Origin of the sequence: Ezakiella coagulans, from assembly GCF_003096635.1 — a bacterium.
Classification (GTDB): Bacteria; Bacillota; Clostridia; order Tissierellales; family Peptoniphilaceae; genus Ezakiella; species Ezakiella coagulans.
Genome location: NZ_QEKV01000013.1, coordinates 19,954 through 32,661, shown reverse-complemented (window position 1 = coordinate 32,661; position 12,708 = coordinate 19,954). Strand labels below are relative to the sequence as shown.

At 36.9% G+C, this 12,708-nt stretch carries 14 protein-coding genes and 1 tRNA gene; 11 read left to right on the top strand and 4 right to left on the bottom strand.

Annotated elements, in window-relative coordinates:
- Nucleotides 1-10: 10 nt before the first annotated feature.
- The gene (locus C7381_RS08890; protein ID WP_425433148.1) at nt 11-91 is read left to right on the top strand and encodes a hypothetical protein; all 81 of its coding nucleotides are present in this window, start codon (nt 11-13) and stop codon (nt 89-91) included.
- A gap of 1,086 nt (nt 92-1,177) precedes the next feature.
- On the opposite strand, the gene C7381_RS08100 is transcribed toward C7381_RS08890, so the two are convergent.
- On the bottom strand, nt 1,178-2,086 hold the full coding sequence (locus tag C7381_RS08100; RefSeq protein WP_116480572.1) for a YitT family protein: 909 nt from the start codon (nt 2,084-2,086) through the stop codon (nt 1,178-1,180).
- A 10-nt stretch (nt 2,087-2,096) separates the two neighbouring features.
- Entirely contained in the window at nt 2,097-2,528 is a 432-nt protein-coding gene (locus tag C7381_RS08095) for a flavin reductase (protein WP_116480571.1), read from the bottom strand.
- A 99-nt stretch (nt 2,529-2,627) separates the two neighbouring features.
- Between C7381_RS08095 and C7381_RS08090 the strand changes: the two genes are divergently transcribed.
- The 9 genes from C7381_RS08090 to C7381_RS08050 all read left to right on the top strand — a co-directional run bounded on the left by C7381_RS08090 (nt 2,628) and on the right by C7381_RS08050 (nt 9,331).
- Nucleotides 2,628-3,281, top strand: a complete 654-nt coding sequence (locus C7381_RS08090) for a uracil-DNA glycosylase (protein WP_116480570.1) — start codon at nt 2,628-2,630, stop codon at nt 3,279-3,281.
- 19 nt (nt 3,282-3,300) lie between these two features.
- A complete protein-coding gene (locus C7381_RS08085) occupies nt 3,301-4,041 on the top strand; it encodes an alpha/beta fold hydrolase (protein ID WP_034548084.1) in 741 nt (246 codons plus the stop codon).
- Nucleotides 4,042-4,929, top strand: a complete 888-nt coding sequence (locus C7381_RS08080; RefSeq protein WP_116480568.1) for an S-layer homology domain-containing protein — start codon at nt 4,042-4,044, stop codon at nt 4,927-4,929.
- Nucleotides 4,929-5,543, top strand: a complete 615-nt coding sequence (tmk, locus tag C7381_RS08075) for a dTMP kinase (protein ID WP_116480567.1) — start codon at nt 4,929-4,931, stop codon at nt 5,541-5,543. Before C7381_RS08080 ends, tmk begins: the two co-directional genes overlap by 1 nt.
- Entirely contained in the window at nt 5,540-5,866 is a 327-nt protein-coding gene (locus tag C7381_RS08070; RefSeq protein ID WP_116480566.1) for a cyclic-di-AMP receptor, read from the top strand. The genes tmk and C7381_RS08070 overlap by 4 nt, the downstream gene beginning before the upstream one ends.
- The gene (locus tag C7381_RS08065) at nt 5,866-6,720 is read left to right on the top strand and encodes an AAA family ATPase (protein WP_116480565.1); all 855 of its coding nucleotides are present in this window, start codon (nt 5,866-5,868) and stop codon (nt 6,718-6,720) included. The genes C7381_RS08070 and C7381_RS08065 overlap by 1 nt, the downstream gene beginning before the upstream one ends.
- A 31-nt stretch (nt 6,721-6,751) precedes the next feature.
- Nucleotides 6,752-7,996, top strand: a complete 1,245-nt coding sequence (locus C7381_RS08060; protein ID WP_116480564.1) for a PSP1 domain-containing protein — start codon at nt 6,752-6,754, stop codon at nt 7,994-7,996.
- A gap of 18 nt (nt 7,997-8,014) precedes the next feature.
- Nucleotides 8,015-8,341 carry a DUF4298 domain-containing protein gene (locus C7381_RS08055; RefSeq protein WP_034548076.1) on the top strand — a complete coding sequence of 109 codons (327 nt, stop codon included), beginning with the start codon at nt 8,015-8,017 and terminating at the stop codon, nt 8,339-8,341.
- Nucleotides 8,342-8,425: 84 nt separating this feature from the next.
- The gene (locus tag C7381_RS08050; RefSeq protein WP_116480563.1) at nt 8,426-9,331 is read left to right on the top strand and encodes a radical SAM protein; all 906 of its coding nucleotides are present in this window, start codon (nt 8,426-8,428) and stop codon (nt 9,329-9,331) included.
- Nucleotides 9,332-9,339: 8 nt separating this feature from the next.
- Here C7381_RS08050 and C7381_RS08045 read toward each other — a convergent pair whose 3' ends face one another.
- Nucleotides 9,340-10,641: an MATE family efflux transporter gene (locus C7381_RS08045; protein WP_281261758.1), complete on the bottom strand. Its 1,302-nt coding sequence runs from the start codon at nt 10,639-10,641 to the stop codon at nt 9,340-9,342.
- Between the two features lie 666 nt (nt 10,642-11,307).
- Between C7381_RS08045 and C7381_RS08040 the strand changes: the two genes are divergently transcribed.
- The gene (locus C7381_RS08040) at nt 11,308-12,027 is read left to right on the top strand and encodes a class I SAM-dependent methyltransferase (RefSeq protein WP_116480561.1); all 720 of its coding nucleotides are present in this window, start codon (nt 11,308-11,310) and stop codon (nt 12,025-12,027) included.
- 475 nt (nt 12,028-12,502) lie between these two features.
- Here the strand turns inward: C7381_RS08040 and C7381_RS08035 are convergent.
- Nucleotides 12,503-12,587 (bottom strand) — tRNA-Leu (locus tag C7381_RS08035).
- Nucleotides 12,588-12,708 lie beyond the last annotated feature (121 nt).

Genomic DNA, 12,708 nt, shown 5'->3' with positions numbered 1-12,708 from the left:
GCATACAAAAATAAAAACATTAAAAAGAATAAGCTACGGCTTTAGAAACTTCGATAGTTTTAGGAATAGAATATTTTTGATGTGTAAATAGAAAAGAATATGTAACAGCGGCGGCGAAAACCCCTAGGGGTTTTGTTTGCCATGCAAAAAATCCGAGAAATTGAACAGAGTTATTTTTAGTAGTTATGTTTTACTGATAATGTGTATTTTTAAATGAAAGAGAGGCTTGTTTTTATGCAAGCCTCCCCCATTGTTGACAAAGAGCCTTTTTAATTTGCGGTCTATTTTGCGACCTGCTTGCAAACTTCAATTATTTGATTGCTCGGAGTGCACTTGAGCACACCTGCGCAATCAAAAATTGAGTTTGCGGCGCATTTCATCAAAATATCCTCGCAAATTGGTGGGGGTTATTTGCGCGCTAATTTGCGATAAACGGTCGATTCCGTGTTTTAGTCGCTGCGACATATTTTTCAATATGCCTCACTCCTAAAACACTCCATACAACCGTTTCTCATCAAATTATCATCGCAAATTGCGGTGTCAATATGTGAAACGGTAATCATTGTTTTTGTGTATATGGAATATGGTTTATCACCAACAACGCTGTGTGTATAAAATATAGAACCAGAATATTGCATACAAATATTTTCTGCACCGATAAATTCTTTAATTGTATATGTCTGCAAACGTGCCGTAGCGGGACGGCACTGTGTGTCCTCCCGCCAGTTATGCCGACCAATTTTCGTAGAACATTACCAACAAAGCATTGTCCATAAAATATCGAATTCAAAAATCAATATCATATTCAACCACAGCCATCATTCTGTGTTTAACAAAATATCCCCCACCAATTTTCCCCCTTGGCGGCGATACACCTTTTTATCTCATCTCACGACGAAATCGAAGATTTCTGTTCGATGGATAAAAAAACTGGTCGCCGCTACGTTCTGCGTACAAAAATCATACATCATCATAAGTTTATCGCAATTTAGTCCTAACATACATTCATAAATACTGTGATTTGCGAGGGCTTTTCGATGAGAAACACTTAGATGAAATATTTTAGGAGTGAGGCGTACTGCTAAGTACGTCGCAACGACTAAAATATGAATCAAGTGTTTCTCGCAAAAAGAACTGCAAATAAAAAACGTACAAAATCTTGTACGTTTTATGACCTTTATTCGATATCCGCGCCTCTAAACCCTCTTCCGCGAATTTCTTCCACGTTGCTGATTCCTATAAATGCATCGCTATCGATTTTATTTATTATGCTTTTTAAAATTGAAATCTCACTTCTTTCAACATAGAGGTAAAGAACTTGTCCCTCTTTTTTACTCCAACCACCAACTGATTTAAGTGCTGTGACACCACGGCTCATTCGAAGGTTTATCGCTTGTCGAATCTCTTCACTTTTTCCTGAGATGATTGTGACGCTCTTTAAATTGCCCTTCGACATTTGAATTTTATCGAGCACGTTGTATGAGATAAACATTGCGATTATGGTGTACGCCCCTTTGTCAATTCCGAATAGATAACTTGCAATTGAGATAACAACTGCATTTAAAAGAAGTAGTGCTGAACCAATTTGCATATTGTACTTTTTCTTCATTACTGCCGCCACAATGTCAAATCCACCTTGACAGCATCCGTTTTTAAAGAGTATTCCCATTGCTGTTCCGTTTATTATACCGCCGGCGATTGCTGAGAGCATAGGATCTTTGAAAGTTATAAAGTTACCGACTTCTTTAAAGATTATCATCGTGATGGATTGTATGATTGTAGAGATGAATGCGTAGGTTAAAAACTTTTTAGAAAGTGTTCTAAGTCCGAACAAAAAGAGCGGCAAGTTTAGGAAGAAGACGGAAATACCTGCGGCGATGCCTGTGATGTATTGAAGCATGACGGAGATACCGCCGATTCCTCCGGAGAGGAATTTGTGCGTTGTGTAAAATGCGTTTACGCCGAATGAGAAAATCAGGTTTCCAATGACTATTGCCATTAGCTTTCTTCGCATTTCATATTTCGAGCCGAAATATTTTATAAGTTTTTCGTTTGATCTATAAGTTTTTATATTATCTTTCTGCACTTTATGTCCTCTATAAAATTTCCCCAACGAATATCATGTGAGCATCTTCATCTTCTCTGAATTTTTTTGAAATTTCTTCGTCAAGAAATTCAGCTTTGCTTGAATCAAATACTGCGATCTTTCTCATATAAATATTTTCGAGCGCACCTTCTACTTTTTCTCTTCCGTTTTCCGAGACGATTTTAAGATCGGATTTTTTTATTTTGTCCTCATCTCTTCCGGTGACTGAACCAAAGTAGTTCAAAAGTTTTTCGTCGTCAAACTTTGCGGTGAAGAAGTGGTCGGAGTCCATCAAAAATTCGTATGTGTAACGTGATTTTCTAACAAATACCATCTTCACATTTTTATTCCAAAGTATTCCGTCTGTGACCCATCCACAGGTCATTCCGTTAATTTCTCCATTATTCTTTTTTGCGAAAAGAATAAAATCATTATTTTTCATATTATTACTCCTCCAAATCATATTGTAGTATATAAATTATAGCATAGTTTATTTCATTTGTCACTTGAAGAAGAATAGTCATTGTGATAAAATATATATATGAATATATTTAGAAACGATTGGCATGAAACACTTTTGCCTATTACAGAAACAGAATATTTTTTAGAACTTTTGCAGAAGCTCGAGACGGAATACAGAACTCACAGATGTTATCCACCATCCGATGAGGTTTTTCGTGCGTTTTATTTGACGCCTTTTAAAGATGTCAAACTCGTATTTTTGGGTCAGGACCCATATCACACGCCGGGCATGGCAAACGGGTTAAGTTTTTCTGTAAATGAGGGAATGAAGGTTCCGCCAAGTCTTATGAATATTTTTAAAGAGATGGACGATGAGTTTGGTCATCATCCTCAAACGACAGATTTTTCAAAGGTCGCTCGAACCGGTGTTTTGTTTTTAAACACCGCTCTTTCTGTGAGAAAGGGCGAGCCGATGAGCCATGATTTTTTGAATTGGAATCGCTTTACGGATTTTGTTATCGAAAAGCTTGGCGAGAGAGATGATGTTGTGTTTTTACTTTTGGGAAGAAAGGCAATGGACAAGACGCCTCTCATAAAGCACAAGGAAAATATTGTGACTGCGGCACACCCGTCGCCATTTTCCGCATATAAAGGCTTTTTCGGAAGCAATGTTTTTAAAAATGTCAATGACAGACTTCAAAAAATCGGCAGAACTCCTGTCGATTGGTCCTAGCATTTGGAGGTGAAGAATTTTGGAATTTGAAATAAAGATAAATGGAAATCCTCTTACGGAACTTACGCCGATTCAAAGGGCGAAGACGGCTATTATTTATTATCACGGCTTCAGCTCTTCAAAGGAGAAGAGTTTATTCAGAGCAAGAATTCTTTCTTCGCTCGGATACTATGTGCTTTTACCGGATGCTTCGGGTCATGGTCTAAGGGCGGACGAGTGCAATCCTGATTATGAAAAGCCGGATATAAATTTCTGGGATATTCTTGTAAAAACGATTACCGAAAGTCCGGATTTGATAAATTATCTCTGTGAAAAGAAGGGTTTTTCTCCGAATGATATCGTATTTTGTGGACATTCAATGGGAGCGATGGCGGCTGCCGGGGCATTTGTAAAAATTCCTTTCGGAAAGCTTGTAATGTTTAACGGTACACTCGACTATGAAGCCTTGAGCGAATATTTCAACAAAATCTTTTTTAATGATGACGAGGCCTTAAAGAAAATTAAGGATACTATTAGATATTATAGTCCGAGTGAGCATTTGTCGAAACTTGAGAATCGTGATATTCTGATGATTGATGGGGACAAAGATATAATCGTGCCTGCAAGATTTAACGAAAAGGTATACAATTCTCTTGTGCCTTTTTACAAGGACAAATCTAAATTGAATCACACAATTTTACCACGTACTACTCATGAGATGACTGTAAAGTCTATGGAAATCATGGATGCGTGGTTAAAAAGTAGGGAGGGAAACAATTAAATGAGCAATAAATTTGCGAGAAAACTTGCAAAATATTTGGCTATTATTCTTGCTGCCGCAATGATTGCCGGACTTTTCTTTATGTTTATGCCGTCACTACTTGCGGAGGGTGAAACTGACGAAACGCTTAAAAGCAAAGAGCGAGATGAAGAGGAACTTAATATCAAGGAGATTGCAAACAAATACATCTACCAAATTGAGGAACTTATAAGAAGATACAAGGACAGACCAGGTTATTACAAAGCTGTAAAGGCTCTCAAGGACTATATGATGAAAATAGATTTAAACAACTTGAAAGTTGATGAGCTCAAAAGCCTTATAGACAATTTCGGCATAGACAAATCTGAAATGAAAAAAAATCCTGTTTTTGTAGGGGACAGCTCCGAACTTTTCAGACCTGCGGACAATCTTAATCGTGCGGAATTTGCGACAATTGTTCTGAGACTTATGAAAGTGGACTTCGACAAGAGTGAAATTTGGTATGATGCTGTTATGAAAAAAGCTAAGGAAGTCGGGTTTATGAAAGGTGACGAGTTTGGAAACATGAGACCAAATGACAATATCACTCTTGGGGAAGCAATTACGGTTTTGGCTCGATTCAAAAATATTGGAGAAGCAATCGGTAACACAGTCGGTGTTCCGGAAAAACATTGGAGTCGAGGATTTATGCAAAAAGCTTTCATTGAAGGTTGGCTTAAAAGACTCGAAAATGTGAAAAATCCGGACAGAGCAATAAGACGTGATGAAGTTGCGGCTCTTATGACAAAGGTAAGAGGTTTTAAAATTGACAAGAACGACATAGATCAAAACATTGCAATTTATAAGACATACAAGGATGTAGGGAAGAAAAATCCTTACTACTATGATATTATTGAGAATTCGAATTAATGGGTAAATTTATAGTAATAGAAGGACCGGACGGCACAGGCAAGTCAACCGTCATAAACGGTCTAAAAGAAACTTTGCCGAGGGATCTGAGGGTTAAATATTTCAGAGAACCGGGCGGAAGTTATGTTGGAGAAAAAATAAGAAATATATTGCTTGATAATGACACGGTCATAGAACCGGAAACGGAAGCACTACTATTTGCGGCGATGAGATGTGAAAACTACTCGATGCTCAAAAAGGATTTGCCAAAATATGATTTGATAATCGCAGACAGATTTCTTCCGTCAAGCATTGCATATCAAGGTGGAGGACTTGCACTTGGTATGGAGAGGGTTGAAGATTTAAACGACTTTTGTCTTCATGGTTATAGACCTGACTTAACGATTTATTTAATGTTAGACTTTAAAGAGGGTCTAAGACGAATCGAAAGCGAGAGGGGCTTTGACAGACTCGAAATGAGAAATGAAAGTTTCCATCGTGCTGTTTTCAGAGGCTATGAGAAACTCTCAAGAGGTCGTAATTCAAAGGTTGTGAACGCAGCTATGAACAAAGAAAAAGTTCTAGAAGAAGTTAGACAATATATTTTGGAATTAATAAAGGAGGAAGAAGCATGAAGTTATTAGTTGCTATAGTTCAAGATGCCGATGCAAATCCGTTGGTAGATGAACTTACAGAGAAAAAATTCAGATTGACACGTCTTTCAACAAGCGGTGGATTTTTAAAAGCCGGAAACACGACACTTTTAATAGGAGTTGAAAACGACGAGAAAGATGAAGTTCTTTCCATAATAGAAAAGAATTGTAAACAAAGAGAAATTACAACATCACTTTTAACAGTGACGATGCCGGGAGATGCATTCATCCCATATCCGCTAGAAGTAAAAGTTGGCGGGGCTACTGTTTTCGTAGTTGATGTTGAACAATTTGTAAGAATTTAATGGCGATTGTCGGTCATAAAAGAGAAAGGGAGGTGCTTTCGGGGCTTCTGTCTCGGGACGGCCTCTCCCTTTCATTTAGTGGGAAAGAGGGCACAGGGAAAAAACTTGTGGCTCTTTCTTTTTTAAGAGAACTCTTGGGAATTTCAGAGTCTGATGATATAATAAAGAATCCGGATTTGTTTCTTATTGAAAAAGAGGATGAAATGATAAAAGCGGATGATATTCGTGCACTTATAAATTTTTCGGGAATCAAAAGTTATTTGGGCGGAAAAAAGGCTGTTCTCATTGATAATGCAGAAAATATGAATAAAAATGCACAAAATGCACTTCTGAAAATTCTCGAAGAACCGCCTAAAGGTGAGTTTATTATTTTGATCACAAAAGATTTTGAAGAACTTCTTCCGACAATAAGAAGTCGTGTTACAAATATTCGTTTTCAGGATTTGAAAGATGAAGAGATGCGAGAAATTTTTCCGAATATTACCGAAGAAATTCTTTCGGTTGCAGACGGAAGTGCAAAGAAAGCAGATTCGTTTATTCATGCTGACACAAAGGTGATGAATGCCTTTGCAAAAAATGTAATTCTTTCAACAGGTGACGCATTTCTCGAGGGGAAAGAAATATCTTATGTAAATCTAATAATATATACTGAGTATACACAAAAAATATTATCCGACATGATTCTTGAAAGAAGTGGTGGTGAGCCGAAACTCGCTCTCTCAAAGTATTTGAATGAGCATTATGATTTTTCTATTGATTATTTGATTGAAAAATCGAGACGACTCGATAAGACTGCGAAACTGTATGCCGGAAATTACAACAAAAAACTGCTTCTAGCAAATTTACTTTTCTAGAAGTTACAAATAAATTGAAGGAGGTGAACAAATGAATGTAGTTGGAATAAGATTCAGACAGGCTGGAAAAATTTACACTTTTGATAGCTGTGATTATGATATAAAGCTTGGCGATGCGGTTATTGTCGAGACAATTCGCGGAAAAGAAATGGGTTTTTGTGCGAAGATGACAACTGAAGTGCCGGATGGGGAAGAAACTATTAATTTAAAACCGGTAATTCGGGTTGCAACCGAAGAGGACAAGGAAAGATACAGAGAAAATGTCATCAAGGCAACCGAGGCTTTTGAAGAGTGTAAAGAGCTTATAAAAAAACATGAACTACCGATGAAGCTAACGGATTGCAACTATACATTTGATAATCACAAGCTGCTATTTTACTTTACTGCCGACGATAGAGTCGATTTTAGGGAGCTTGTAAAAGATCTTGCGTATCTTTATAAAACGAGAATTGAACTTAGACAAATCGGGGTTCGCGATGAAGCAAAAATTTTGGGCGGAATCGGTCAATGTGGTCGCGAACTTTGTTGCAAAAGTTGGATGTCGAACTTTAACAATGTTACAATTAAAATGGCGAAAGACCAAAATATTGCACTGACTCCTTCGAGGATCAGCGGAATGTGCGGAAGGCTTCTTTGTTGTTTAAACTATGAACAGGAATTTTACCAAGAGAGAATTTCTGAAATGCCGAAGATTCGTTCTAGAGTTATGACTCCGAAGGGACCGGGAACTGTTATATATGTAAATGTTTTGACAGATGAGATTACAGTTTCACTTGAAAGTGAAGATGGAAGTTATTCACAATCAGTTTTTAAACTTTCAGATGAAATATATGAACAAAAAGCACCGAATCAAAAGAATGGCTGTAATTGTCCTCTTAAAAAGGTGGACAAGATCGATGAAGCCGAAGAACTAAAAAATGAAGAAGAAGAGTTTGGCGAAATAGTCGTTGAAGAAGATTTTACTGAAAGTCTCGAAGACGAAGAGTCTGACAAAAAACCTGAGAATAAAAAGCAAAAGTTCGATAAGAATAAAAAATGGAACAATAAAGATTCGAAGGATAAAAAGCCGTTTAAAAAGAAACCGTTCAAGCCGAATGAAGATAGAAAAAAAGATGGACCTAGAGATAAAAATAGAAGCTTCGAAAATAAAAGAGGTTCATACAAAAAGGATAATCGTCGTGACAAAAGTGAAGATAGACGCAGTAAGCGACTAATTGACCGTGAAAATAGAGCAAAGGAACAAAAAATTAAAAATGAGGGTGACGATTCACTCTAGCTTTTATTAGGAGGAAAAATGGATAGAATTAAAAATATTGAAAAAATGGAAAAAATCATGAATGATCATGAAGCACTTCTCGAGGAAGTGAATAAAGTTTTGGACAAACTTGAAGCACATCAAAAGGACTATGCGAAGTTTAGTGCATATTATAGTTCTGAAGCTTGGTTTGATGATTTTGAAGCGTTGAATAACGGAGAATTGCCGGAAGATATTTCAGCAGGAATCCTTTCTGAAGATGGGGCATACGATGTTATAGGAGAACAATTCCAAACAGCTGTTCGATTGATACAGCTTGCCAATATGATGCTTCAAGAACACACAAATCCGGGTGGCGAAGAATAGTTTAGATATCTATGGGAGAAATCTCATAGATATTTTTTTATAATTTTTGCCTTTGTGTTATAATATAATCAAAGGAGTGATTTTGTGGACAAGTTTTATCCGAAATATATGTACACGCCGATGCCTGAAATGCACAACGAAATGGTGCCGGTGACCGCCGGTTGCTCATTCAAGAAATGTATTTATTGCGATCTGAACTATAAGCAGAAATTTCACATCTTCAAACTCGACGAGGTCGAAAATTTTTTGAATGAAAGAAAGACAGAGCTTCAAAAAACTAATCGCCTGCCGAAAAAGTTCACACTCCTTGAGGGAAATCCGCTTTGTGTTTCAACGGATCATTTAATATCCGTGTTTAAACTCATTCACAAATATTTCGAAGTGGAATATATTTCGATGTTCGCACGTGCGACCGACGTTTTAAGAAAAAGTGACGAGGAGCTTTTGAAACTAAAAGAGCTCGGCATGGACAGACTTTGTCTTGGACTCGAAAGCGGCTCCGACGAAGTACTGGCGTTTCACAAAAAAGGACATACGGCACAAGACAGCATCCTTGCAACAAGAAAGCTCGACCGACTTGGAATAAAATATTCAGTATATTTTATGTTGGGGCTCGGTGGGAGAAATATGACTATGAGCCACAGATGCGAAACGGCAAAGCTTTTAAACGAGATACACCCGTTCGAGGTTGTGTTTGTAACTACTGTCATTTTTAAACGTGCACCGCTCAAAGATTATGTAAGAAATAAAAGTTTTATTCGAATGAGCGTCAAGGAAATTTTGGAAGAAGAAATTTATATAATTGAAAATCTAAATATGGACACAATAATTAAAGCTACGCACAAGACGAATCCGATTCCACTACAGGCGAAATTTCCTGAAGGGAAAGAAATTTTTTTAAGAAAACTTAGAGACTATTATGACTCAAACGACGAAAAATCACTTGTGAAAAATGAAATGAAAAAATGGAAAATATGGGATAAAGAATAAAACCGGGGTTAAATTTGCCCCGGTTGTTTTTGTTTTTGGAGTTTTTTTGCCATGCGCCTATTCCTTGCTTTCAAGCTTAGATAAAAAATTATAGCAAAAATAAATGTCAGTGCTTCGGAAATGAGCGATGAGAACCAAATATATTCCGGATTGATTTTCGTCGTCACAAAAAGTGCGAGTGCAATAAAAAGAATCGAGCGGAAAACATTTATTAGAATAGAATATTTAGGCATTATAAACGAAACGCAAATTGCAGCGATTAAAACATTGAATCCCGCAATAAAGAACGAATAGGTAAACTTCATCATCGCCGTCACTGAATAGCTTATTTGCTCAGGCTGTTCACCGAGGAAAAGTCCGAAAATATTGTTCGAATAAAGATGGAAAATCAAAAAGAAAATTATCGCAGTTGCCATGACCATGACAAGTGCTTTTTTAAAAATCTTCTTGCATGACTTGAAATCCTTTTGACCGTAATAATAACTTAAAAGCGGCTGAATGCCTTGGGTAATACCTGAAAACACCATGAGAACCAATTGGTTTAAATAGGATATGACAGTGAATGTCGCAATCTCATCGGTGCCTAAAAACTTTATAATAAATAAATTGTATAAAAATATAATTACACCGACGCCGACTTCGGAAACAAAATCTCCGATGCCGAGAACGAAAATATTCTTTAAAGTTTCGAAATTGAATTTAACCTCAACGAATTCCAAGTTTGATTTGCCGACTGTGAAGTGAATCAGATAAACAATAGTTGAAATCAGTTGAGAAATGCCGGTTGCAATCGCTGCACCCTTGATGCCCCAACCGAGAACACCGACGAGAAGATAATCGAGTGCGACATTTGAAATGCCGCATGTTAAAACTGTTTTCATTGCAAGCCTTGGAAAACCGTCGACCTTAACGAGAATTTCCATATTATATGAAATCATAAAAAATGGAACAAAGTAAATAATGTTACCGAAATAATCCATTACATACGGGAAAAGCTCACCGGTCGCTCCAAGAAAAACAGCAATTTTTTCTCTGAAAATATAAAATAAAAATGTTAAAATAAGTGACAGGATTGAAACGGTCATTATATTAAAACTAAAGATTTTGTTTGCTTTTAAATAGTCTTTTTTTCCGATAAAAACTCCACAAAGCGTTTGGCTTCCGACGGCTGCGATAATACCGAGTGCAAATACCAGATTTATAAAAGGCATGCTGATATTTACCGCAGAGAGTGCATTTTCGCCTACATATTTCGCTACAAAAAAACCGTCAACCATTGAATAGAGTGAAAAAACAACCATTGCTCCAATCGACGGAATAACGAATCTGAAAAATTTATTAGATAGTTTTGAGATAATAAAACCCCCTTAAATATATCTTACCACAATAAAATCAGTAACTCAAATATAACAAGCCTAAATTTGCGGTCATTTTCGCGATAAACACTTGATTCAAAATTTTAGTCGTTGCGACATATTTTGCAATATGCCTCACTCCTAAAATTTTTCATCTAAGTGGTTCTCATTGAAAATTCCTCGCAAATTGGTGAGAATATTTGCGGGCCTTTTCGCGATAAACACTTGATTCAAAATTTTAGTCGTTGCGACATATTTTGTAATATGCCTCACTCCTAAAATTTTTCATCTAAGCGTTTCTCATCGAAAATTCCTCGCAAATTGTGGGTGATAGTATTTGCGGTTATTTTGTATAAAACGGAAAACACCGCCGTAGCGCGACGGTTCTGTGAATCCTCGCGCCCAATTTTGTGTATATGGAATATGTATTATTACCAACAACGCTGCGTTTATAAAATATCGAACCCAAACCTTTTATCACATTCCAAATCCACACATCATTGTGTGTCCTACCGCCATCCCTATTGCAACTCAAATTTAATACAGCGTAAATAACTATGTGATATTTGGGTATAATATAACTGAAATGATATTAACGCAGTGAAACAAAAGGAGGACACTATGTCGAAATTTTACAATGAAATAGCAGAAATATATAGCAAACTATTCCCACTAAGTGAAAAGAAAATCGAATTTTTAATTGAATCAGCAAAAAAATCCGGAGGCATCGACGTGCTTGATGTTGCCTGTGGAGATGGAAAAGAAGGAAAAGCACTTGTTGAAAGAGGATACAACGTGGTGGGTCTTGACATGGAACCATCGATGATTGAAGAAGCAATAGAAAATGGACTTGATGCAGAAGTTTTAGACATGCTAAAAATTGATGAACTTCATGGTGACTATGACTTCATATACTCTGTAGGAAACTCCATTCCACATCTAAATAGCATGGATGAAGTTATAACATTTCTTGAAAAAGCATATCAAAAACTTAAAAATGATGGAGTTATCGTAATTCAAAATATCAACTTTAACAGATTTTGGAGAAATGATGCAATCGAAGGAGAGCATCTTGGAGACCTCCCGACAATAAAAGGAGACGACTATACTTTTGTTCGCGAATACTATCGTCGTGATATGAAAATAGGATTTAAAACTCTCATAAACTATAAAGATAAACACTACATCAACGAAGTGGAACTCCTTCCAATCGACCCATATAAACTCGCCGACACAATGATAAAAATTGGCTTTAAAGACCTCGAACTCTTCGGTAGCTTTTCGAAAGTGCCGATGGGAGAGGGGACGGCGGCGGTTATAAGAGCCCGCAAAATAAAATAAATAATTTGCGCGCTAATTTGCGATAAACGGTTGATTTCGTGTTTTAGTCGTTGCGACGTACCTGTCAGTACGCCTCACTCCAAAAACACTCCATCTAACCGTTTCTCATCAAATTATCATCGCAAATTGCGGTGTTTGTATGGGAACCGGTAATCGCTGGTTTTTTGCGAATAATTTTGTATAAAATAGCAAACACCGCCGTAGCGGGACGGCATACGTTGTGACGATAGGAACAACGATGTCCTCCCGCCCATTTTTGTGCATATAAAATATGTATATCCACCAACAACGTTGTGTTTAGAAAATATCTAAATCAAATCTCAAAAAAAACTACCCCACCAATCGTTGTGTGTCTTCAAAATTTTACCGCTAATCTTCTTAAATATGTAAAAATAAAATCTTATAAACACTTTATAAACACTTTTATTTTTTATAAACACGAAAAAAGCTCCGGCACATGCCGAAGCTTTTGTTTTGGTGCGGATGAAGGGATTTGAACCCCCACGTCGTGAAACACATGGCCCTCAACCATGCGCGTCTGCCAGTTCCGCCACATCCGCATATTTTTTATTTCTAACACGTTATGCCGCTTAAAATCGCAATCAAATGGGCATATATTAGGTAGGTATGAATTTCTTCAACCAACATTTTTAATTGTAGCATAAGAAATTTATTTTGTCA